We start from the raw sequence: 23,030 nt of genomic DNA, 5'->3' as shown, positions 1-23,030 counted from the left end.
GGCGCCGGCGACACGGCCCGCCACCCCGGCTCCTCGGCCGGTGCCGCCGTGACCTTCGCGGTGGCGACCACGCCGTCCGGCGCGCACGCAGCGGTACCCGTCCCGGCGGGGACGGCCCTGGCGGCCACGGCGGGCGTCCTCCTCCCGCGTCCCCTTCCTGCGGGAGCGCCGAGCGTTCCACCGGTCCTGCGACCGCACCCTCTCACCTCGCCCCCGGGGCGCAGTACCGTGTGGTTCATGCGCCCCGACACGCCTGCCGACCACATCACCGAAGCCGAGCGCCTGCTGCGCACCGCGGCGCGGTACCCCGAGGACCAGGAGCCGCTGTTCCTCCAGGCCGCGGCCCATCTGGAGCTCGCCGGTGAGCGCGCCCGCGCCACCACCCTCTACGACGAGCTGCTCGGATCGTCCGGTACGGAGATCGAGAACCCGCACCTGGTGAAAGCGCTCAAGGCCGCCAATCTCTGGGAGTACGGCCACGAGGCGGAGGCCCGCGCGATCATCGACGGCATCCGCACCGCGAGCCCCGCCGAGGCGGCCCCGTGGGAGATCGCCGCGGAGACCCTCGAGGCCCACGACGAGCTGGAGCCGGCCCACGACTTCTTCTCGACCGCCCTGACCCTGCTGATCACCCCCGGGGAGGAAGTCCCCTACGCCACCCAGTCGTTGCTGACCGGGCGGCACCGGGTGCGCAGGCTGATGGGCGTCTCCCACGACGCGTGGGACGAGCTCGCCGACACCCTGCACACGGCCGCCGTCCCTCTCGACGAGCTGCACGACCCGAAGCGGCTGTGGTCCCTGGGCTCCTCCGACCCGGGCGAGCTGAGGGCCGAGATCACCCGCCTCCGCGCCGAACTGGGCACCTACCGCACGGCGTTGTCCCGGCCGTTCCCCGTGGCGGTCCTGCACTGGCCCGAGGACGAGCTGCGCGAGCTCCTCACCAACTATCCGGAGCTGGCACAGGAGTACAACTCCCACGCGGACCATCTGGCGCGGCTGGAGGCGGCGTTGCGGGATCTGCACGCCACGGGCACGCCGAATCTCGGCCTCGTCACGGGCACGGTCCCTTCGTACGAGGCGTTCGCCGCGTCGGAGGCCGCCTCCCCCTCCGACCCGGACCTGCTCCCCCAGTACGCCACCACGCTCGCGGCCCGCGGCCGTGCCGTCCCGTGGCCACCCGCACGCAGTGCGGGGTGCTGGTGCGGTTCCGGGCGCACCTACCGGGAGTGCCACGGAGCGGCCTGACCACCGAGCGGGCGGGCTGATCCGGCCCGGGCGGGCCCGGCTCACCTGCCCGCGAACACGTCCCGCAGCTCGGCGTCGAGATCGGTGGCGGCCTTGCCGCTGTCCGGCGAGTCCGTGGCCAGCAGGGCGTGCACATGCGACTGCAGTACGTGGGTGAAGGCGCCGTAGTAGGGCGTGCGCGGGCGCTGTACCGCCTCGTTCAGAGCCGCGCTCAGCGTCCGGGCGTACGCGTCCCGCTCGGCCTCCCCCTGTTCCTTCGGGGTCCCCTCGCCCCCGGTGGCCGCCGCCTTCGGGGCGTCGCCGGCCGGCCGGAGCGCGGCGGCCACGCCGGGCCAGCAGGGCTCGGCGGTGCGGTTGTACACGGAGGCGCGGGTCGCGGCGAAGCCCGCGTCGAACAGGCAGCTCTCGCTCTGCTGCGAGGTCAGGAAGGTGATGAGTTCGCGTGCGTCGTCGCCGCGCGGGGAGTCCGCGGTGACGGCGAGGTTCTGTCCTCCGAGTACGGACTTCCCCGGCAGCCGGTTCACCGTGTACTGGTCCGGCTCCAGCAGATTCCGCATCGCCCCGTACCCGTAGGGCCAGTGCCGCAGGAAGACGGCGCGTCCTGCGGCGAAGTCGGTGAGCGACGCCGTCTCGTCCGAGCTGAGCGCGGCGGGCCGGACCCGGCCGCGGCCGGTGCGGTCGAGGAGTTCGTCGAGTCCCTTCTTGAGCTGCCCGGCAGTCGCCTTGTAACGCCCCTGGTTGTCGGCGATCTGGACGCCCGCGGATTCGAACGCCTCGACGGTGTTGGCCGTCAGCCCTTCGTACTGTTTCAGCTGGGTGGTCCAGCCCGCCTGGTCGTCCGGGCGGTCGGGGCTCAGCCCGAGCGTCTTGACGGAGGCGTACAGGTCGTCCCACGTCCATACCGCCGTGGGACGGCGGCTCGTGGGGATGCCGGCCTTCGTCAGCAGGTCGGGGCGGTAGTAGAGGAGACCGACGTCCGTGTTGAACGGGCGCGCGTAGGAGTGGCCGTTCCAGAGGGTCGTCGCGTGCACGCGCTTCATGAAGTCGAGGTCGTTGTCGGCCTCGCTGTCCGTCTCGGCCTCGGGCATCGGGCTGATGAGCCCGGCTTCGGCGAATTCGGGGATCCAGGTGATGTCGAGGTTGACCACGTCGTAGTGGGCGCTGCCGGACTGGAGGGCGCCGAGGAGCTGGCTGCGCTGCTGGTCGGCGCCGCCGGGCAGTTCCACGAGCTTGGCCTGCTGGGCCGGTTTCCCGGCGTGCTGCCGGTTCCACTCCTCTATGAGCTGTTGGCGCACGCCTCCGGAGCCGGTCACGTCCAGCCCGCTGGCGACGACGATGGGGCCCTCGGCCGCCTGGTCCTGCGGGTCCGGCCCGGACGTGCCGTCGGGCCCGCCCGTGCAGCCGGCCGAGACGAGCGTGAGCAGGCAGCCGAGGGCCACGGTGGCCCTGGCCGTGCGGCGGGCGGGACCACGGACGGCGGGGGTCATTCCGCGTCCCCCGTACCGGCCTTGGCGACCTCGGCGGCCAGCTCGGTCGCGATGTCGTCGGCCGGGTCGAGGCAGCGCCCGCCGCTCGTCCCGGCGAGCCGCTCGCCTAACCGGCCGGCTGAGCAGCCGCCGTTCTGCAGCGATACCGACACGATCCGTACGAGCGGGGCGCCGCTCGCCTCGGCGAGCAGCGCGTCGCGCTCCTTCTTCCCGATGTCCGCGGTGTCCTCGTCGTCGGTGACCAGGACCAGGAGCCGCGGCTGCTCCTCGTCCGCGCTCCCGCCGCGCAGGGTGGCGAACGCGTCGTGCAGGGCCTCCGCGATGCGGGCGTCGTGGTCGGCGGTCGCCGCGGCGGCGGCGGCCCCGGACGCGGCGGCGCGGGTGTGGCGCCCGAAGGGCACGACGTCCGTGGCCTTCGCCCCCTCCTCGACGGCCATCGACCACACGCCGTACTCGTCCCTGGTACCGAGCGCGCTCATCGAACGTGTCACCAGTTCCTTGGCCCGCCCGGGGCCGTCCCAGACCCGTTTGTCGGCCATCGATGTCGAGTTGTCCAGGAGGTACAGCACCCGTCCGGGCCCGAGGGCGGACCGGTAGCGGCGCAGGACGTCGTACAGCGATGCGGGCGTGATCGTGCCGGTGCCCGCTCCGGTCGCCGGGATCTCCTCCTTCACCGCCGACTCGTTCACACCGGTCCGCAGCAGGGAGTTCTCGGCCGGCGGAGCGGGACGGCCCTTCCCGTCGACACCCCGGAAGCCGTCGTCCGTGAAGAACCTCTGGGCATCCGGGTCCGTGACCAGCCAGTCGTGGAAGTCCGTCACGGCGTTCCTGCGCGCCACGGCGTCCCGGTCGGCGTCGTCCCAGGTGACCCGGAGGAACGGCAGGTCCAGCATGGGTATGTCGGACGGGTACTGGGCGGTGCGGCGCTCCAGGCTCTCGGTCGCACAGGACGGGCGGGCCGCGTTCCCCGCGGACAGGTTGAACTGGGCCAGGGTCTGCTCGGGGACCAGCACGGCGGCCCGGTCCTCCAGGCTGTTGCGGGAGCCGTCGGCCAGCGCGCACATCAGTTCCCTCGCGGTGGAGGGCATGGGCCGCAGTTCCTGCGCCATGTCCTGTTCGAGGGCGGAGGCGGGTCCGGTGGCCGCGGACGCGTAGAGCGCACGCGTCGACAGCAGGGCTCCGTCCGTACCCTCCGGGTCGGGCCGCAGGATCGCGATCGGCTGCTTCTGTGCGGCTCTCAGCGCGGAGATGACCGTGCCGAGGGGAGCTCCGGTCTGCAGGGACGGCGCGAGGGGCATGGTGTACGGCACGGCGAGAACCATCGGCGTGAAGGCGACGGAGCCCAGCGGTTCGAGCGTCACGGCGCTGTCCCCCACGTCCCCGTGCGCGTCGGTGCCGGTGGCCCCGGCCGGGGCGGAGGCCGCGGCGCTGCCGCCGCCCTCCTCCTCGTCCGTCGCCCGCTGCCACGTACTCCCGGCGGCGGGGATCCAGATGTCGGGCTGGGCGCCGACGTCCCGCTGGGGCCGCGGGCAGTCGCCGGGTGCCGGGCAGGCGGCCGGGGGCTCCTGCCAGAGGGAGGAGGACCGGAAGGCCGCCACGGCATCGGTGGCCTTGGCGTCGTAGACGGTGAGGTTGACGGTCCGGCAGTCGCGGCCGCCGTGCCGTCGCTGGTTCGGGTAGGCGTCGGCGGCCCTCTGCACGGTGGGCCGGATGTCGGGGTCGGTGAGCACGCGCAGTTCCAGGGGCGGCGCGCACTTCCCGCCGGACCCGGGCGCCAGCAGGAACCAGGCACCGGCCCCGGCGAGGGCCACCACGCCCGCGAGGGCGAGGGCGGTCGTACGGGTCAGGCGGCGGGGCAGGGCGGGGAGCAACCTGCGTACGCGGGCGGGAGCCGGGGGCCACTTCCGGCCCGGGGGCTTCGGCCCGGGGGCCGGCTGCGGGGCGGGCAGGGGGGTCCGGGTGTGCGTCGGGGCCGGGGTCGGGGTAGCGGTCGGCGTGGGGTTCGGGGTCGGCGTGTGCGTCGGAAGGGGGTTCGGGTGCGGGTCCGGCGGAGGGGGCATGAGCTCTCGGTCCCGCGCGAGGGCGAGCACCACGTCGTCGCCGTGCCGGAGCTCGTCCGGTATCCATGGGTGCCCGTCGATGGCCTTGAGCGGTGCCATCTCCTCCCGTATCCCGGCGACGACACCGGTGAAGGTGGCCGGCTCACGGTCGTGCGTGCCGGCGGTCAGCAGGCGGTGCAGGGCGGCCGTGAACTCCGTACCGGTGGCCGGGTCGCCGGGCGGGATCTCCACGCCCGGTTCCGCGGCCGTCAGCAGGGCGAAGTTCTGCCCGGCCGCCGGGGCGAAGGCCGAGAGGGCGTTGCCCGCGAAGCAGCAGTCGAGGATGACGACCACCCAGTCCGCGCGGGCGTTGCGCAGCTCGGGCATGACGTCGTCGCGCCAGGACAGCGTGTCCACGAAGGGATGGTGCCGGTCCCGGGAGACGCGGGAGTCGGTGAACATCAGGTTGAGGTCGCTGCCGTCGGGACGCACGATGCCGTGCCCGGCGAAGTAGACCACCAGCAGCCCGGTGACCTCGTCCCGGGCAGCGCTCAGCGCCGCCCGGACGCGGAGCGGGTCCACCCCGCCCGGAGCGTCCCCCGTCGGGCCCCGCTCCCCCGCGACGACCACGATGTCGTCCGGGGCCAGCACCCCGGTGCCTTCGGCGGTCAGGGCTTCCCGCATCAGGCGCAGGTTCGCGGCGACGGCCGGGAGGCTGTTCCGGTTGCCCGTGTAGCGCTCGACCCCGACGAGCACGGCTCGGTGCCGCTTCGCCCTGTTCTCCTCGCCGCGCGCGTTGTACGGCGGCACGGCGGCTAGACCTCCCCGGGCTCGTCGCCGCCGCGCGCTCGGTTGTGCCCGCCGGACTCCGGGCCCGCGTCCGGACCCCCGTCACGATCGGTGTCACGGCTGAGATCGGCGCCCGGCCCCTGGGGCGGCGCGTCGAGGGTGACGCGGGGCGTCTCCTCGGGCTCGGCGAACCGGCGCCGGTTGCGCAGCCAGGTCTCCACGGACCGCCACGCGTTCTCGGTGACCGACCGGGCGACCTCGACCGAGACGACGAGGATGATGTCCTGGACCAGCTCCCCGCTCATCGCCTCGGACTGCGTCAGCGAGTCCTTGCGCCCGACGCTGAGCTCACGCCGGTCCCGCGCCTCGTCGAGCGCGGGTGCGTTCTGCAGCCAGGCGTGGAGCGCCTCGAGGTCGTCGCGCCGGGTATGGGTCCCGCTCACGCTGATCCGTAACTCGACCGTCCCCCGCCCCGGCTCCGATCCGACCGGTCCTGCCCCGTCCGTCATACGTCCTGCCCCCATCGGCACCGTTGCCGCCGCCCCGCGTCGAAGTGATCCACGAAAGTCGTCCGTGCGGTGATCCGCGCAGTGAACCGCGCTCTGCTTGAAGTGATCCACTGAACACACGAGTATTTCACGTGCGTTGACACACGGCACCCTTTTGTCGGCACCACCTGGTCACCGATGAGTTTCACCCGGGCCGGCAGTCATCACCGCAGCAGGACACCACAACACCTCATGACGACAGCACCTCGTGACGACCACACCTCGTGACGAAGGACGACGACGGACGGGACACGACGACATGGCCGACGCAGTGAAGGGCCCCGCGAGCTACTTCCCCTCGATCGAGAAGAAGTACGGCCGCCCGATCGCGGAGTGGAAGGACCTCATCCGCACCTCGCCCCTGACCAAGCACATGGAGCTCGTCTCCTGGCTCAAGACCGACCACGCGCTGGGCCACGGTCACGCCAACGCCCTGGTCGCGCACACGCTCGCCGAAGACAGCGGGAAGTAGGCACCCGCCCACACCGGCACGCCGTGTGTGTCCTCGACGTCCCGCCGGCTGGGGTCCCGCACGTCCCGCCGGGTGTGTCTCACACCCGTCACAATCGCCCCACCCGGTGCGAAGCGCGGGCGGTGCGGGCCAGGATGTGTCCGTGGAGATCGCGGAACTGGTACTCAAGTACGTGGAAGCCCTGGCGTGGCCGCTGGTCACCCTGGTGTTGGTCTACGGTCTCCGGGCCCACATCCGGGGAGCGTTCGGGCGGCTGACCCGTCTGGAGACGCCGGCCGGCAGTCTGGAGTTCGCGGCGGAGGTCCGCGAACTACGCGACGAGGCGGCCGGGCTCTCGGCGACGCGCGCACCTGACGGGCTTCCCGGAGGCACATCCGACGAGGAGCCCGGCCACCGTCCGGGGGCCGACCCGTTTCCTCAGTCGGGGCGCGAATGGGCTCCGTGGCCGGAGCCCGCGGCGGAGCGGCGTCACGAGCCGGTGCCCGAAGCGGCCCACCGCGCCGAGCCGGAACCCGGGCCTGAAGCGGAGCCCGAGGCCGAGGCGGACGCCGAGTGGGAGCCCGGCCCGGAAGCCCCGTCGGGTGCCGCCGGGCAGGCGCACCCGGCAGAGCGGCTCCCGCCGTCCTGGGGGACGGTGCCGCCTCCGGCCACGGGCGGCGCCCGGCCCGGCGGCAGCAGTCACCGGCTGTCCCGGTGGTGGCCGCGTGGCACCGACGGCCACAGCACAGAAGCCCGCTTCGGGGAAGCTCGCGCCATGGCCGCCGCCTCCCCCGTCGGTGCTGTGATCACCGCGTGGACCACCCTCGAATCACTGTCCGCGGACGTGTTGCGGCAGCGATCCCTCCCGGTGAGTCGCCGGGTGGCCGGACCGTACGACGTCCGGCAGGTCATGGCCGGGCTGAGGGAACTGGGCGTGTCCGACGATGCCGAGGCGGTGTTCGACCGGCTCCGTCGCCTGCGCAACACCGCGGTGCACCACCCGGGATCGGTGTCGGTCGAGGCCGCGGAGGACTTCGTGGCGGCCAGCCGTACGCTCGCTCAGGACATCCAGGCTCTCGGCCCCCCACCCCTTCCCATCCCCTGACCCCGACCGTCCCGTCCGTTCCGGCCCCATCCCGCGCGCAGCGCCGGTGCGGCTGCGGTCCACCGGCGTACACCGCGCGGGTTCTTCCCGGATACGGGCGATCTGCTGCGGTACCGCCCGCCCGTGCGCCAGACTCTGGCTCCCCCACAGCGGCGTTTCGGACGGCAGGGCCGAGGAAAGGCAGCGCGGTGCTGGACAACTACAGGCGGGTACGACGCATCGTCGGCAGGCGGGACGCGATCAGGTACGGCGGCCTCGGCCTGCTCTCCCTCGCGCTGACAGCATGCGGCGCCAAGAAGGACGACGGGCGGAGCGGGAAGACGCCTGACGGCGCGCCCGGCAAGGCGAAGGCGACCGTCACCGGAGCGGCCGTCGAGGCGTTCGCGCGCGGTGCGTGGAAGCTGTCCTTCACCCCGCAGGGGCAGGTCAACGACGAGTACGCGCGGATCGAGATCACGGGGCGCAGATGGAGCCTCGACGACGGCGACGAGGCGGGCTCCTTCGAGCTCACGGGGGACCGGCTGACCGTGACGGTGGACGGCATGACCTCGGACAACGTCTGGGCGGGCGCCGGATTACCGGGCTCCGTCGGCGACGAGGCCTCCCACACCCTGCAATGGGGCCATGACGCGAAGTCCGGGGAGGGCGACCCCGGATCGCCGGTGGACACCACGCCCTTCCCGCTGCCGATCACCTGGGACGGGACCACTCTGCGGATCCAGGCGAAGAACGGCGTCCTCATCACCGCGGTGCGCGCCTGACCCGGCCGCCACCGCCGGATCGCCGGGCCGGCCGCGCTGCGCAGGCTCGGAAGAGGAGATCCGGCGGGATCGCGGGGAAAGCCGGATCAGGGTCGCACGAGAGGTGCGCCTTCCCGCTCGGCGGCCGGGGGTGCGGCCTGTACGGGATGGTCCGTCGTGCCCGCCCCGTGCAGGAGGCCGACGGAGAAGACTCCCGCAGCGGCCATGACGACGGCCGCCCCCACCGCCGCCGCACCCATGCCGTGGGTGAACGCCTCGCGCGCGGCGGTCAGTACGGCGTCCGCCGTGGCGGCCGGGAGGTCGGCCGCCACCGCCGCCGCCCCGCCGAGGGTCTCGCGTACGGCGTCGGCGTCCGGCACGCCGGCGGGCAGGGAGTCGGACATGTCCCGGCTGTAGACCGCCGCTCCGACCGAGCCGAGGATGGCCATGCCGAGCGCGCCGCCCAGCTCCTGGCCCGCTTCGAGTACGGCGGCGGCCGAGCCCGCGCGCTCGGGCGGGGCGGCGCCCAGCGCGAGTTCGTTGGCGAGGGTCATGGAGGCGACGAGACCGCCCGCGTAGACCGAGCCGCCCGCGAGGACAAGCCAGAGTGGCGAGTCGGCCTGCACCGTGGACAGCCACAGGAAGCCGCAGGCGGAGACGAGGAAGCCGCCACCCATGACGTATGCGCGGTCGGTGCGCCGGGCGAGGACCGCTCCGGTGGGTGCCATGACGGCGACGCCCACGGCCGGGACCAGGCTCCACAGGGCGGCGGTCAGAGGGCTCTGACTGAGCACGGACTGCAGGTACTGGGTGAAGAAGACGGCCATGCCGACGGTCGCGAACATGGCGAGCATGTTGGCGAGCACCGGCCCGCCGAAGGTCCGCCTGCCGACGAGTGCGAGGTCGATCATCGGGTGGGTGAGGCGCCCCTGGCGGCGGACGAACACGAGGCCCATCAGCAGCCCCGCGCCGATGGCGAGCGCGGGCAGCGGCGCGTAACCGTGCCTGGCCCATTCCTTGACGCCGTAGATGACCGGGAGGAGCGAGCCCAGCGAGAGCAGGGCGCTCGGCAGGTCGAAGCGGCCGCGGACCGGCGACGTGGACTCGGGCACCAGGAAGGGCACGAGCACGATCAGCAGCACCATGGCGGGCAGGTTGATCAAAAACACCGAACCCCACCAGAAGTGTTCGAGCAGCAGTCCGCTGACGACCGGGCCCAGCGAGATACCGGTGGTCATGACGGCCGTCCAGATGGTCACCGCCTTCCCCCGCTGCTTCTCGTCGTGGAAGAGGTTGCGGATCAGGGCGAGGGTCGAGGGCATGAGGGCGGCGCCGCCGATACCGAGGAGCGCGCGCACGGCGATGAGCAGCCCGGCCGAGTCCGCGTACGCGGCGGCCACCGAGGCGGAACCGAAGACCGCGGCGCCGACGAGGACCAGCGTCCGCCGCCCGATCCGGTCGCCGAGCGCCCCCATCGTGATGAGCAGGCCGGCGAGGACGAAGCCGTACATGTCGAGGATCCACAACTGCTGGGTGGCGCTGGGCTCCAGGTCCTGACTGATGTACGGAATCGCGAAGTAGAGGACCGACACGTCCATCGAGACGAGGAGCAGCGGCAGCATCAGGACGCCGAGGGCGGTCCACTCCTTGCGGCCCGCGCGGGGGCCGGGTGTGTGTGCGGGCGCGTTCCTCGGTGGCCCGCTCGATGCGTTCCTGAGCGCGTTCCTGAATGTGTCGTTCGGTGTGCTCTTCGATGTGTTCTTCGGTGTGTTCTCCAAACGGAACACGGAAGCGGTGCCTGCGGGTACACCACAAACAGGTACCTAGTGCACCGCCCACGAACCCCTGGCCCAGAGGGTGGAGGGGCCCAAGGTGCACTAGTACGGTGGGCCCGTGACCACCGAAGCGCCCTACCTCCGGATCGCCGGCGAGCTCCGGCGCCGGATCGTCTCCGGCGAGCTGTCCCCCGGCGACCGCGTCCCCTCCACCCGGCGCATCACGAAGGAGTGGGGGGTGGCGATGGCGACCGCGACGAAGGCGCTCGCCACACTCAACCAGGAGGGCCTGGTGCGGGCGGTCCCCGGTGTGGGCACGGTGGTCGCGGAGCACGTGCGCGAACGCGGCGGTCCGACTTCCCGCCGGGGCCTCGACCGCGGGCGCATCGTCGGCGCGGCGATCGCGCTCGTCGACGCGGAGGGGCTGGCGGCACTCTCGATGCGGCGGGTGGCGACCGAGTTCGGCACGTCCACCATGGCCCTGTACCGCCACGTCCCGAGCAAGGCGGAACTCATCCGGCTGATGTCGGAGGCGGTGTTCGGCGGAGCACCCGCCGGCCCACCGCCGGTCGGCTGGCGGCCGCGGCTGGAACGGGAGGCGCGCTGGCTGTGGAGCCAGTACGAACAACACCCCTGGCTGGCACGGGCCATGGCCGCCCTGACCCGGCCACTGGCCTCCCCGCACGCGATGCGGTACACGGAGAGGGTGCTCAGCGCCCTGAAGGGCCTCGGCCTCACCCCCGCCCAGATGCTCCACGTCCACCTCACGCTGCTCGGGTTCGCGCAGGGCATCGCGATGGCCGTCGAGCTGGAGTCGCAGGCCCGGCAGGACACCGGAATGACGGCCGAGGAGTGGATGGAGTCCGTCGAGCCCCGGATGGAGGCGATCCAGACGGCCGCCGCCTACCCGGTCCTGTCCACGCTGTTCGGCGAGGACGGCTTCGAGCTGGAACTGGACGCCCTCTTCGAGTTCGGCCTGGCGCGGGTGCTGGACGGGGTGGAGGTGCTGGTGTCGGGGGTTCCGGGCGAGCGGCCGTCGTGATGGCTCTACGGGCGACAGGCCGTCATTCGCCGGCTTGCCATGTACGAGCTCCGCGTGGAGATCATCGTGTCAGTGGCCCTTGATACAACTGCATGTGTCACGCGTGGCGAGATGAGGGGACGCGGCCATGCCCAACACCTTTCCGGAAGCAGCGCCAGTTGTCGGGCTGTACGAAACGCTGATCACCCGCCGTCTCGAAGAGCGCATGAAGCAGCTCGACGACACGGGATGGCGGCCCATCGATGCGCTCGTTGGGCAGGAATCCGCACCCCACGTGCTCGCACACCACATCGGCACCGTCGTACGCCAAGTCCTCCAGGGGTTGTCCCCTGCGGAGCAGGTGCTCGCGGCCAATCACATCCTGGAGTCCCTCAACACCATTGAGGGTGCGACGCAGTGGATCGATCTCATCACGGACGGCCCACGACAACTGCTTTCGGTCGCCGAGCAGGAAGCTCCGGGCGTCTACGCCATCCGTCCGGCCACACCACTCTCCGAAACGGCACTGATCACCAACTCTCCGGAGGATCCAAGCCTCGGCTTTGAACTCCGCGCTGAACTCGCCACTGCCGACCGTGTCGATCTCCTCTGCGCGTTCGTGAAGTGGCACGGTCTCCGCGTCCTCGAGCAGTCGCTCGCCTCGGCGCACGCCCGCGGTGTCCCCATCCGGGTGCTCACTACGACGTACATCGGCGCCACCGAGCGTCGCGCGTTGGACCGACTCGTGCGCGACTTCGGCGCTGAGGTAAAGGTCAATTACGAGCTCCGCTCTACGCGCCTGCACGCCAAGGCGTGGCTCTTCCGGAGAAACAGCGGCTTCGACACCGCGTACGTGGGCAGTTCGAACTTGTCCAAGGCGGCGCTACTCGATGGTCTCGAATGGAACGTTCGCCTGTCGTCCGTGGCCACACCGGCTGTCCTCCACAAGTTCGAGGCCACATTCGACGCCTACTGGAGCGACCAGGCCTTCGAGTCATACGACCCAGACTCCGACGCCGAACGGCTCGACGCGGCGCTGTCACACGCGGGTGGTTCCGGCCAGCGGGATCGAAGCACCATCACTCTCTCCGGCCTCGAAGTCCGGCCCTATCCGCATCAGCGGGACATGCTCGAACGCCTCGAAGTGGAGCGGGCGGTGCATGATCGCCACCGCAATCTGCTCGTAGCTGCGACGGGCACCGGAAAGACCGTGATGGCCGCGCTGGACTACAAGCGCCTGCGCCAGACACTCGGTCGCGACCCGCGATTGCTCTTCGTCGCACATCGCAAGGAGATCCTCGAACAGTCTCTGCGCGTCTACCAGAACGTGCTCGTGGACGCGAACTTCGGCGAGCTGTTGGTTGGCGGCGAGATTCCCGACCACTGGACTCACGTCTTCGCAAGCGTTCAGTCACTCAACGCGAAAACGCTGGAGCGTCTCGCCCCCGACCATTTCGACGTCATCGTGATCGATGAGTTCCACCACGGCACCTCACCCACGTACCGCAGGCTCTTGGACCACTTCACACCTGAGGAGCTGCTCGGCCTCACGGCGACACCGGAGCGTATGGACGGCCTGAACATTCAGGACGAGTTCTTCGACGGCCGGATCGCTGCCGAGATGCGCCTGTGGGAAGCCCTGGCAAACGATCTCCTAAGCCCGTTCCACTACTTCGGCATCACGGACAACACCGACATGAGCACCGTCACGTGGAAGCGTGGAGCATACGACTCAACGGCACTCAGTAATCTCTTCACCGGCAACGACGCCCGCGCCAGGCTCGTCGTCCAGGCGGTGATGGACAAGATCACCGATCCGGGATCCATGCGCGCTCTGGGTTTCTGCGTCTCAGTGGCGCACGCGCACTTCATGGCCGACTTCTTCCGCCGTGCCGGTCTTCATGCCCTTGCGTTGTCGGGTGAGACCCCTCGCCACGAACGCAAAGTCGCACTTGAGAGCCTGCGCACAGGGGCTCTACAAGTGATCTTCTCCGTGGACCTGTTCAACGAGGGGCTCGACATCCCCGACGTCGACACCTTGCTCCTTCTACGACCCACTTCGAGCGCCACCGTCTTCCTTCAACAACTAGGACGCGGACTGCGTCGCACGGAGGACAAGGCTGTGCTCACAGTTCTGGACTTCATCGGACAGCACCGCAAGGAGTTTCGCTTCGAGGAGCAGTTCCGCGCTCTGACCAACCTGACCCGTAACCGCCTCCTGTCAAGCATCGAGCAGGGCTTCCCCCAATTGCCCTCCGGCTGTCAGATCGTCCTTGAGCCGAAGGCCAAGGAAATGATCATAGAGAACATCCGCACTCAGATCGGTGTCAACGTCACTCAGCTGGCCCGTGAGGTAGCCGCATACGCTGAGCCGCGTCTCGCAGATTACCTCTGGGAGAGCGGTCGGGAGCTTAAGGAGCTGTATCGAGGCAACGGGAATTCGTGGACAGGCCTACTCCGCCGGGCGAAAATCCTGGACACGTCCGGGCCTGACGGTGAGACAGCGCTGCTCAAGCGAGTCTCAGCGTTTCTGCACGTAGACGATCCGCTCCGCGTCGCCGCCTACAGCAAACTTTTGGCCGATGACGCCCCTGTCTACGACGACCTCTCAGAACAAGATCGTTTGTTCGCCCGCATGTTCTTTTTCTCTCTCTGGCCGTTGGGTGGAGGCTTCACCGACTACCAGGCCGGCTTCGACACCCTCCGCGCCCAAGAAGCCTTCCGCGACGAACTACGCCAGGTACTCGCCCACGTGCTCAGCCGGGCGGACCACGTCCCTCTCCCCCTGCTAGGCACCCATGCGAGCCTGCCTCTGACCGTCCACGCGTCCTACAGTCGCGAGGAGATCCTCCCCGCGTTGGGCCAGTCCGCTGTGGACGGCTTCCTGCCTGGGCACTTCCGGGAAGGGGTGAAGTGGTGCGAGAACATCCAGACCGATGCGCTCCTCATCACACTGGAGAAGGACGAGAAGGACTTCTCGCCGGAGACGCGGTACAAGGACTATGCGCGTAACGACTTTCTGTTCCATTGGGAGTCCCAGAATCAAACGTCGGAGTCGTCCCCGACAGGCATCCGCTACCAGAACCACAGGGCGATGGGCACCCATGTCTTGCTCTTCGTCCGCCGCTACAAGAAGACGGACATAGGCGGACCACAGCCCTGGATGCTCCTCGGTCCGGCCGAGTACGTGGAGCATGAGGGCAGCAAGCCCATGGGCATCATTTGGAAACTCCGCCACCAGATCCCCGCCGACGTGTTGACGTACTCGGCGATCGCCATTGGCTGAACAGCGCCTGTGATGACAACACGACGACGCGTATGGTGCCCGAATGATCGACGTACCGGCGGAGTTCACGCGCAGCACCATCGAGCGTGAAGGTGAATCCGGAGCGGCATGGCTCGCCGCATTGCCCGGGATCGTCCAAGAACTGCTGGAGCACTGGGAGTGCGTGCCGGACGGCGCGGTCATGCATGGCGGTATCGGGGTCGTCGTCCCTGTGCGCCGGCGGGCCGAGGGGGCCGCTGTGCTGAAGGTGTCGTTCCCGCATCCCGCCAACGTCCATGAGCCGGACGCGTTCGCGGCTTGGGGCGGTCGCGGAGCTGTTCTGCTGCATGAGCGTGCCGACGAACACTTCGCGATGTTGCTGGAGCGGGTCCGGACATCGACCCTGGCGGAGGTCGAAGACGGCGATGAGCTGCTCATGGTGGCAGGGCGGATCAATCGACGGCTGGCCGTCCCCGCCCCGCCGGGTCTTCCCCGGCTGTGGGAACTGACCGACGCCTGGGTGGAACAGCTACGCATGGACGCCGGGGAACTGACGCACGCCCTGCCGCGTCACGTCGTGGACGCCGCCACGGCGACCGCCCGCGAGCTGGGTAGCACCCAGCCGGACCTGCTCATTCACGGAGATCTTCATCCCAGGAACATCCTGCGTGCCGACCGGGAACCGTGGCTGGCCGTCGATCCCAAGGGGTACGTGGGCGACCCCGCTTACGACGGTGGCACGCTGCTCAAGTCACGGGCGCTGACGCTCCTCGAGGCCGACGACCTGCGCACGGCCGTACACCGGAGCCTGGACGTCTTCGCCGAGGCCGCGGAGGTCGATCGCGAGCGCGTGCGGCGTTGGGCACAGTTCCATGCCGTTCAGGCCGCGTTCTGGGGCCGCCGCCACGGATTCCGTATCGCCCGCAGTGGGCCACGGTTGCACTGGATCGTCGAGTTCGCCGACGCCTTGGCGGAATTGCTCACGGAGCCCGTCCAGACACGTGCACGGTCCAGGGGACACCGTCTGGGGGACAACAAGAAAGCCCCTGCCCCAACGGGCCGTTCAGACGCGTGAGTCAGCAGCCAGCACCGTAAACGCAGCCCATGCGCGTGCCGAGATGGTCAGCGCGTGCCTCTGCGTGTCCTTCGAGTCCCGGACCAGTACGGCCTCGGGACGTACGGCGACCTCGACGCAGTTGTCACCGCCGGTACCGCTGTAACTACTTTTGGACCAGACGGGTTCAGGAGTGGTCATTGCGCTCCTCGCAGTTGCTCAAGCAGGCGGACGGACGCCTCCGGGCTGAGGGCCTGCGAACGCATCCTGCCATAGCGCTGGAGCATCGAACTGACCTGTTTTCCATTCGTGGCGAGAGCGCTTGTGTCATGGCCCTCGGTGTACCCGACCCATTGGTGGTCAGGAGTCTCCGCCAGGTACATAGAGCCGTCCAGCCCCGCGTGTGCTGTCTGCCGCAATGGCATGAGCTGGATCTCTACGTTGCGCAGGCTTCCCATCCTCAACATGTAGTCGATGAGGGAGCGCGTCACATCTGGTCCCCCGGTGTCCCGCTGGATCAGTGCCTGCTCGACGATGAAGCCGAATGCGGTGTTCCCTTTGTCCGTGAACAGGCGCTGTCGTTCCAGCCGTGCAGCCACCTGCGTTTCGAGTTGGTCATCCGTCAAGGGCGGCAAGCGGCTGCTGAACACCGCCCTGATGTACGACTCCGGCTGCAACAAGCCCGGGACGACCCGGCACTCGTACGCGTACAGCGTGATCGCCTCCTCCTCGATGGCCGCCCACTGCAGGAACCACGACGCCAGCCCCCCTTTCCGCGTCAGGCTCCTTGCCGCCGCCACCAGGACCCGCGCCGCCGTCGTCCCCAGCACCTCCTCAGAGCGGTCCAGCAAGTCCCTCGGCGGGAACCGTTTGCCCTGCTCGATCTTGGCGATGTACGCCACCGAGTACTGCACCAAGGGTGCGAACTGCTCCTGGGTCAGACGGGCTTCGTCCCTCAGCGCCTTGAGTACGGCCCCGAAGGTCTTGAGGCTGTCTGACAGCTCCGGCTCACCACAGTTTCCGCCTCCCCCACCCTTGCCACCATGGTTGTCCATAGCCATTGCGCAGCCCTCTCCCTGTGCCGGGCCCGCTCGGGGCCCACCCGGTCGATGGTTACGTAACGTGACACACCCAGTCCAGCGGGTGAGCCAGTACAAGCCGATCTGTATCGGCGCCGTGCCTGCCGCCGGGCCTCGCGCCCCCACCAGGCTGAGCCCATGCCAGCCCCTCACAGCCAACCCGTCGCCCCCGTACGCGCGTTCGCCCAGCGCTTCTCCGCCACCCGGCGCGGCGCGCGGCTCGCCCGCTTGCTCGCCGCGCTCCAACTCGTCGAGTGGGGACAACCGCGCGGTACGGACGACCACGACACGGTCACGCTCGTCATCGCCGAACTCGCCGCGAATGCCGTGCTGCACGGCCGCGTACCGGGCCGGGACTTCGCCCTGCTCCTCACCTACGACGACCGCCGGGGCGTCATCCGCATCGAGGTGTCCGACACCCACCCCGCCCGGCCCGTCCCCGTCGTGCCGACCCCCGACGACGACCACGGTCATGGCCTGGTCCTCGTCGATGCGCTCGCCGCCCGCTGGGGCGTCAGCGACCGCGTCGGGCCGGGCAAGACGGTCTGGGCGGAATGCGCGATGCCCACGGGGCCCGGAACGCCCGAGTGGGGGGCGTTGCAGGGGCGTTGAGCGCACGGGGCGGCGCAAGGGCCCGCCGTCCGGGCGCCGCCCCCAGCCGATCGGCACGACTACGATCACCTGCGTGACCGACGGAATAGTAGGTGCGATCACCGGCTTCTTCCGGGGACGTGGACGCGAGGACGAGCTCGCGCGGATCGATGCGGAGATCACCGCGTTCGGAGAGGCGCTTGCAGGGCATTCCTTCGCGCCGGGAGGCCATGCGGACGACGAGGGTCTCGTCACCGACTACCAGCGGGCGCTGGACGCATACGAGCAGGCCAAACAGAACTTCGTCGGTGACCGCACCCTCCGGGACGCGGCCGATGTACTGCGTTCCCTTGACGAGGGCCGTCACGCGCTGGCCTGCGTGGACGCCGCGATGCAAGGGCGTCCACGCCCGTCACTGCGCCCACTGTGCTTCTTCGACCCCCGTCACGGACCCTCCACCGAGGAAGTCCGCTGGGCACCGTCCGAGGGCGCCGTCCGAACCATCGCTGTGTGTGCGGCCGATGCCATACGCATCTCCGAGGGCGTACCGCCGATCGCCAGTGGGCTGTCGGAGCGGCAGCCCGGTCCCCACCCGCCCAGCCCGCCGGATCGACGGCCGGCTGCCGCGTCCGCCCGGGAAGCCGGGAAGCGGACACCGGACCGCCGCACGCCTGCTGCCGCCGCGCAACCGGCGTCCTCGCCCGCTTCGTCCGCACCCTACGAGACCTGGCCTCAGGACACGGGCGTGCAGCAGCACCGGAAGGGCCGCGGGTCCACCGGGGTTCAGCTCGTCCGCACCGACCTGCGCAAGCCCGCACTGCTGGTGGTCCACCTCGACCGGGCCGAGGACTCCTGGGTCGAACTGACCAGCCCGCCGGGCGAGCGCGGAATACCCCAGAAGATCCTCACACACGGATCCGTGCTGACGCGGGCGATCGTTCCCGTGCCTGCGGACGGGCGTGACCGGGTGATCCTCCAGATGGCCACCAAGCGCGGGTGGCGGATCTGGCTGCATCCGGCTGACCACATCCCGGCCCTGACGGAAGAAGTGAGATCCACCGGCACCTACGTCCTCCGGCACCCAGGTGGCCGGATGCCCCTGCGCGTCACCCAGAACGAGGGCACCTCCTTCTCGCTCCACGAACTCCGTCCGGACTTCACGCCCGGGGCCCTTCTGGTCGACGGCGAGGGACCGTTCACGGCGTCGGCCACCACGTCGAGAAGGCCTGGCCTCCTGTACGTCCGGTCGTGTGCTTCCTGGAGCATCACGCCGACTGGTGGTGTGCACAAGGCACCCACCACACCGTGAGGCGCGAGCCGCATTCACTGGAGCCACCTGGTGCGCACCGGACCGGTGAAACGGCGGTGATTCGGGCTTCGGGCTTCGGGCACGTGCGTCAGGGCCGGCCTGCGCCTGCCACGTCGCTCACACGCTTCTCGTTCCTGACCGGACGAAGGTCCGGCTGGCCGACAACCGCTCCGGTCATGGCGCGGGGCACTAGCCTCGACCTCCATGAGCACCTTGCAGACGATCGACGACGTGCCCGTTCTGATGTGTGCCTCCGAAGGCGAGATGATCAGCAGCGAGAGTGATGCCCTGGATCTGGTGGGCAACGCCTCCTACCAGGGCGCCCGATGGGTGGTCATCCCCGTCCAGCGGTTCGACGAGGCGTTCTTCCACCTGCGGACCCGCGTCGCCGGCGAGATCGTGCAGAAGTTCGTCCAATACCGGGTGGGCCTCGTCGTCCTCGGCGACATCTCCGAGCACACGGCGGCCAGTTCCGCGCTCCAGGACTTCGTCCGTGAATGCAACCGGGGGCGCCAGACGTGGTTCCTGGCCGACATCGAGGAACTGCGGGACCGGCTGAAGGAGCAGCGCCCGACGACGTCACCCGTTCCCGCGTCGTAGCGCCCGGCGCGACGGCACCCGGGCCCGGTACTTCCGACGGCCGGTTCCTGAGCCGAATGGGCCGGCCGGCCGGTGCTGCCCCCGCGGCTTCCCGGCGTGCGTGTCAGCAAGCGCGGCGCCTGAGCCGGTCGCGACCATGCACCCCGGAGGGCGGTTTCAGCGCGAGGCCACGACCTCTTCGAGGACGGAGCTGAGCGGCGTGGCACTCCGCCCGAGCAGCTTCTCCAACGCCGGTCCGGTGACATCGAACTCGCCGTTCCGGGATGCCCGGAACATCCCGAGCAGCATGTTCGCCTGGGCTTCGGGGACGCCGTTCCCGATCAGGCCGGCCACCCACTCGTCGTCGTCGGCGACCACTCGGCGAACGGTGCGTCCGGTGAGTCGGGTGAGGATGTCCGCGACGTCGTCCAGGTCCAGCGCGTCCGGTGCGGTCAGCGGTGGGGTCGCGCCCTCGTAACGGTTCTCGCCCGAGAGGAGGATCGCCGCCGCTTCGGCGAGGTTGGCGTGGGCGGTCCACGACACGGGGCCGTCGGCCGGCGCGACGAGTTCGCCGGTTTCGAGGGCCAGGCCGAGGAGGAGGGGGACCGTGCTCGCGTAGAACCCGTTGCGCAGCGCCGTGAACGGTGTGCCCACCTCGGCGAGGTACCGCTCGGCGGCGGCGTGGTCGGGCATGGGCGCGAAGAGCGAGTCGGCCGCGGCCCCCTGGTGGCTCGTGTACAGGATGCGCTCGACTCCTGCGGCGCGGGCGGCGTCGATCGCCGTGGCGTGCTGGGCGACCGCCGCCCCGCCCGTGTCGTTCGCCGAGACGATGAGCACCTGCGTGGCCCCCTCGAACGCGGCGGGGAGGGAGCCGGGGTCCGTGAAGTCGCCGCGCCGTACGCGGACGCCGCGTGCGGCGAAATCGGCGGCGCGAGCGGCGTCTCGGACGCTGACGCCGACCGCGTCGGCGGGCACTCGCTCGATCAGTTGCCGGACGACCTGTGAACCGAGTCGGCCGGTGGCACCGGTGACGATGATCATGTCCGCTCTCCCCTGCTGTTGCCGATGGAACCGCTGTGACCCCATCGATGCTACCAGTGATAGCGGATCATTGTTAACGGCGATATTCGAGCCCGGTGCACGCAGGACGCGACCGGCGGACCGGGCCGGACACCCCTGCCACGAGCGATGGCGCGACGTCCGAGGACGCCGCGCCATCGCTTGCCGAGGTTCAGCCGTTCACCTGCTCGACCACGCCGCAGCTCAGCCGCTCACGGTGATGTTGGAGTTCCCACTGCTCTGATAGCCCTCGGTGGCGAGCATCATGTAGTAGTTGAAGCTGCCCATCGGCATTCCGGCGCGGGACCAGGCGTCGAAGTGGTTGCCGGTGGTGATGGAGCCGCCGGTCCTCTTCGACTGCCGCACGCTCCAGTACTGGTTGAACGTCTTCGTCCCCTCGACGGACGGGGCGTTGTACCGCGTCGTCTGGTAGATGTCGTACGTGCCGCCGTCGCTGGTGACGGTGCCCTTGTACGTGCCCGTGGGCCGGTAGGTGCCCCAGTTGTCGACGATGTAGTACTCGACGAGCGGGTTGGCGGTCCACCCGTAGAGGGTGAGGTAGCCGTTCCCGGACGGGTTGAAGCTGCCGGAGTACCGCACCGTCCTGCGTCCACCGTTGGCCCAGCCCTTGCCGCAGACGAAGTTCCCGCAGTTGGTCCACGACGTGCGGTAGTTGCCGCCGGAACCCAGGGTCATGGAGACCGACCCGCCGCCGTCCGTCCAGAACGAGTAGTAGAAGCCGTTGTTGGTGCCGGTCTGGTTCGTGGTGATCGTCGTGTCCGCGTGTGCGGTGCCGGGCAGGAGCAGCCCTGCCGTGGCGCCGAGCGCCAGGGATCCGACGCCGCCGATGAAGCTTCTGCGACTGGTCGGGCGGGCGGGGGCTTCGTCCTTGTCCATGCTTCCTCCTCGTGAGAACCGGCGGAGGCCGGGCAGCGGGGTACGACCCGGCAGGCCTGTCTGCAACAGGTCGCGGGCTGCACCGGGCCGACGTCGGTGGGGGGCATTCGGTTGCCGCTGATGCTGGATCAGCCCTGTAGGGGTGTCAATACTTTCGACGTTGAGACCGAAAAGTTCGCGCTCGCACAAGGGCTACAGAACGACATAAGGCCAGGTCCAGCGCTTGCGTAGTTGAACTTGCCGCACAGCCTCACTGAAAAGCTCGACGGAAGGGTTCACAAATGGGCATTCGAACCCGAAAATTACGGGGCTTATACCGATCGAGTCGAGTCGTGCGGCCCGGTGAGGTCCAGGCCATGAGGCGCGGCCACGGGGGACCAGGGAATGCCACGGCGCTCGGGCGCGGAACGCTCAGCGGAGGTTGGGGGGGGCGAACGGCGCTCGACGCTCGGGACTCGGGACGCCTGGGGCCGGGACTCGGGACTCGGAACTCGGGTGCCGGACTCGGGGGCCGGCCTCGGGGCCACCGAGTCACTCTTTCGGGGCGTGGTCGCGGAGGCCCCGACCGGCGCTCGAGCTTCGGTATTCGAGGGGCGAGGCCCGGGATCCGGGATTCGAGCGCTGCTTTCAACCGGCGGGTGAATAAAAGGGGTTTGGGAAAACCTCCCTACCCTCCCCACCCGTCACGGCCAGCAAGTATGACTAGTTGTGATCAGCTTGCGACGCAACGTCGCCACTGCTTACGGTGCGAGAACCGAACGACCCCGACGCGGTGTAGTCGCACCAGGCCGGGGTCTCACCCCAAGATCAACGCTAAGGACCCGATCTCGTGGCTATCCAGCACCCTAGCCCCGCCCTGCCCGCACCCGCATCCACGCGCCCGTACCCGATGGCCAAAGCCGGTTACGGCAAGCGCTCCATGCCGGACCAACACCCGCGCCGAGCCGACGACTTCGCACTGCTCCCCGCCCGGGAGCGGTACATCGCCGGGTTCATCGACCACCTCCCCGACGGCGCCGCCATGGACGTAAAGAGCCTGGCCAGGCAACTCCCGCTGTACGGCCAGCAGGCAGTCGGCTCAGCCCTCAAGGCGCTTGCCGCCGCCGGGTATCTGCGCCGCGTACGGTGCCTCGTCGGCGAACTCGGCCAAGTCCGCTGGGTCTCCCGCACCTTCTGGTCCCGCACGGCCCGTGACAACGAGTGGTGGGCCACCACCGAGGTGGGGCGCCCGGCCACCGCGACCGCTGTCCCGCCACTGAGCCGGACCTCGGAGAAGGACCCGGCCCCCGCAGAACGATCGGCACCCGCGTGCACACCAGTTCCAGCGCCGGAGCCGGTCCCCGTGGCCTCCGCACCCGCGCCCGCACCCGTACCCGTACCCGCACCTGCGCCCGCGCCCGTCCTCGCCGCCGTACCGCAGCAGCGAGCCACCGACCCCGCTCCGGCCTCCCCGGCCGCTGCTCCCGCCGCCACCACGGAGGGGCCCTCACCCGCGTACCTCGCACTGGCCCAACTCGGCCGTAGGGATTCCCGCCTGGCGCTTTCCGCCGCCGACTGCGCGGTCCTGGAAGCGCGGGCCACGGAATGGCTCGCTCGCGGGGTGAGCGCCGACTACCTCGTCCAGGCCCTCACCGCCGGTCTCCCCGCCCAGGTCGACTCGCCCGTCGGCCTCCTCCGCCGCCGCCTGGCCGACAAGATCCCGCCGCACGTACCCGTGGGGCAGCCGACGCCGTCGGCGGCGGGCAGCCCTGTCCACCGGGTCATGCTGGAATGCGCCAAGTGCGGTGTCCCCGGCCGCCCCGAGGCCCTCCCCGACGGTCTCTGCCGTCCCTGCCGGCAGCCCGGATCCGGAGCACCCGCCGCCCGGCGACCGCTCACCGACCTGCCCGCCGAACGCGATGTCCGCACCTACGTCGCCGGGCTCCGCGACCTGCTGAAAACGCCCTGACCCCGGATCGGCAGCGGCACAGCCCTCGATCGCCGCAGGCAGGCCGCCC

At 70.2% G+C, this 23,030-nt stretch carries 19 protein-coding genes; 11 read left to right on the top strand and 8 right to left on the bottom strand.

All coding sequences use genetic code 11. The annotated features are described in order from the left end of the window. Positions 1-237 precede the first annotated feature (237 nt). Complete coding sequence (locus QFZ58_RS23505) at positions 238-1,245, top strand: SEC-C domain-containing protein (RefSeq protein ID WP_307126881.1); 1,008 nt, start codon at positions 238-240, stop codon at positions 1,243-1,245. Between the two features lie 41 nt (positions 1,246-1,286). Here the strand turns inward: QFZ58_RS23505 and QFZ58_RS23500 are convergent, their stop codons facing one another. Genes QFZ58_RS23500 through QFZ58_RS23490 form a run of 3 tightly spaced genes read right to left on the bottom strand, consistent with a single transcriptional unit; the run spans position 1,287 to position 6,003 of the window. Then, entirely contained in the window at positions 1,287-2,732 is a 1,446-nt protein-coding gene (locus QFZ58_RS23500; RefSeq protein WP_307126880.1) for an extracellular solute-binding protein, read from the bottom strand. Beyond that, the gene (locus QFZ58_RS23495; protein WP_307126879.1) at positions 2,729-5,581 is read right to left on the bottom strand and encodes a caspase family protein; all 2,853 of its coding nucleotides are present in this window, start codon (positions 5,579-5,581) and stop codon (positions 2,729-2,731) included. Before QFZ58_RS23495 ends, QFZ58_RS23500 begins: the two co-directional genes overlap by 4 nt. A gap of 5 nt (positions 5,582-5,586) precedes the next feature. Next, complete coding sequence (locus tag QFZ58_RS23490; protein WP_307126878.1) at positions 5,587-6,003, bottom strand: hypothetical protein; 417 nt, start codon at positions 6,001-6,003, stop codon at positions 5,587-5,589. A 364-nt stretch (positions 6,004-6,367) separates the two neighbouring features. On the opposite strand from QFZ58_RS23490, the gene QFZ58_RS23485 reads away from it, so the two are divergent. The 3 genes from QFZ58_RS23485 to QFZ58_RS23475 all read left to right on the top strand — a co-directional run bounded on the left by QFZ58_RS23485 (position 6,368) and on the right by QFZ58_RS23475 (position 8,425). Then, complete coding sequence (locus QFZ58_RS23485; protein WP_307126877.1) at positions 6,368-6,580, top strand: DUF4287 domain-containing protein; 213 nt, start codon at positions 6,368-6,370, stop codon at positions 6,578-6,580. A 142-nt stretch (positions 6,581-6,722) separates the two neighbouring features. After that, complete coding sequence (locus QFZ58_RS23480) at positions 6,723-7,664, top strand: hypothetical protein (protein ID WP_307126876.1); 942 nt, start codon at positions 6,723-6,725, stop codon at positions 7,662-7,664. Positions 7,665-7,852: 188 nt separating this feature from the next. Beyond that, positions 7,853-8,425 carry a hypothetical protein gene (locus QFZ58_RS23475; RefSeq protein WP_307126875.1) on the top strand — a complete coding sequence of 191 codons (573 nt, stop codon included), beginning with the start codon at positions 7,853-7,855 and terminating at the stop codon, positions 8,423-8,425. An 86-nt stretch (positions 8,426-8,511) separates the two neighbouring features. Here the strand turns inward: QFZ58_RS23475 and QFZ58_RS23470 are convergent, their stop codons facing one another. After that, positions 8,512-10,026: an MFS transporter gene (locus tag QFZ58_RS23470; protein ID WP_307128966.1), complete on the bottom strand. Its 1,515-nt coding sequence runs from the start codon at positions 10,024-10,026 to the stop codon at positions 8,512-8,514. Positions 10,027-10,297: 271 nt separating this feature from the next. Here QFZ58_RS23470 and QFZ58_RS23465 point away from each other — a divergent pair, with 271 nt between their 5' ends. The 3 genes from QFZ58_RS23465 (at position 10,298) to QFZ58_RS23455 (ending at position 15,540) form a co-directional block, all read left to right on the top strand. Continuing rightward, complete coding sequence (locus tag QFZ58_RS23465) at positions 10,298-11,221, top strand: TetR/AcrR family transcriptional regulator C-terminal domain-containing protein (RefSeq protein ID WP_307126874.1); 924 nt, start codon at positions 10,298-10,300, stop codon at positions 11,219-11,221. A gap of 127 nt (positions 11,222-11,348) precedes the next feature. Further along, positions 11,349-14,486: a DUF3427 domain-containing protein gene (locus QFZ58_RS23460; protein ID WP_307126873.1), complete on the top strand. Its 3,138-nt coding sequence runs from the start codon at positions 11,349-11,351 to the stop codon at positions 14,484-14,486. A gap of 43 nt (positions 14,487-14,529) precedes the next feature. Continuing rightward, positions 14,530-15,540 (top strand): aminoglycoside phosphotransferase family protein, encoded by a 1,011-nt coding sequence (locus tag QFZ58_RS23455; RefSeq protein ID WP_307126872.1) that lies wholly within the window; start codon positions 14,530-14,532, stop codon positions 15,538-15,540. Here the strand turns inward: QFZ58_RS23455 and QFZ58_RS23450 are convergent. Next, a complete protein-coding gene (locus QFZ58_RS23450) occupies positions 15,529-15,720 on the bottom strand; it encodes a DUF397 domain-containing protein (protein ID WP_307126871.1) in 192 nt (63 codons plus the stop codon). The two genes, QFZ58_RS23455 and QFZ58_RS23450, sit on opposite strands and share 12 nt — an antisense overlap. Further along, positions 15,717-16,574 carry a helix-turn-helix domain-containing protein gene (locus QFZ58_RS23445; RefSeq protein WP_373428673.1) on the bottom strand — a complete coding sequence of 286 codons (858 nt, stop codon included), beginning with the start codon at positions 16,572-16,574 and terminating at the stop codon, positions 15,717-15,719. Before QFZ58_RS23445 ends, QFZ58_RS23450 begins: the two co-directional genes overlap by 4 nt. A 162-nt stretch (positions 16,575-16,736) precedes the next feature. Here QFZ58_RS23445 and QFZ58_RS23440 point away from each other — a divergent pair, with 162 nt between their 5' ends. The 3 genes from QFZ58_RS23440 (at position 16,737) to QFZ58_RS23430 (ending at position 19,098) form a co-directional block, all read left to right on the top strand. Continuing rightward, the gene (locus tag QFZ58_RS23440) at positions 16,737-17,210 is read left to right on the top strand and encodes an ATP-binding protein (RefSeq protein ID WP_307126869.1); all 474 of its coding nucleotides are present in this window, start codon (positions 16,737-16,739) and stop codon (positions 17,208-17,210) included. Positions 17,211-17,283: 73 nt separating this feature from the next. Further along, entirely contained in the window at positions 17,284-18,498 is a 1,215-nt protein-coding gene (locus tag QFZ58_RS23435; RefSeq protein WP_307126868.1) for a hypothetical protein, read from the top strand. Positions 18,499-18,702: 204 nt separating this feature from the next. Next, on the top strand, positions 18,703-19,098 hold the full coding sequence (locus tag QFZ58_RS23430; protein WP_307126867.1) for a DUF4180 domain-containing protein: 396 nt from the start codon (positions 18,703-18,705) through the stop codon (positions 19,096-19,098). A gap of 156 nt (positions 19,099-19,254) precedes the next feature. On the opposite strand, the gene QFZ58_RS23425 is transcribed toward QFZ58_RS23430, so the two are convergent. Together QFZ58_RS23425 and QFZ58_RS23420 are read right to left on the bottom strand one after the other, a co-directional pair. After that, positions 19,255-20,118, bottom strand: coding sequence for an NAD(P)H-binding protein (locus QFZ58_RS23425; RefSeq protein ID WP_307126866.1), 864 nt, complete (start codon positions 20,116-20,118; stop codon positions 19,255-19,257). 222 nt (positions 20,119-20,340) lie between these two features. Continuing rightward, positions 20,341-21,033: a glycoside hydrolase family 11 protein gene (locus QFZ58_RS23420; RefSeq protein WP_307126865.1), complete on the bottom strand. Its 693-nt coding sequence runs from the start codon at positions 21,031-21,033 to the stop codon at positions 20,341-20,343. Positions 21,034-21,862: 829 nt separating this feature from the next. Between QFZ58_RS23420 and QFZ58_RS23415 the strand changes: the two genes are divergently transcribed. After that, positions 21,863-22,981 (top strand): MarR family transcriptional regulator, encoded by a 1,119-nt coding sequence (locus QFZ58_RS23415; RefSeq protein WP_307126864.1) that lies wholly within the window; start codon positions 21,863-21,865, stop codon positions 22,979-22,981. Positions 22,982-23,030: the final 49 nt, after the last annotated feature.

The sequence above is a fragment of the Streptomyces sp. B1I3 genome (assembly GCF_030816615.1).
Taxonomy (GTDB): domain Bacteria; phylum Actinomycetota; class Actinomycetes; order Streptomycetales; family Streptomycetaceae; genus Streptomyces.
Note: the sequence above shows the minus strand (reverse complement) of the source record. Positions and strands in the feature narration are given on the sequence as shown.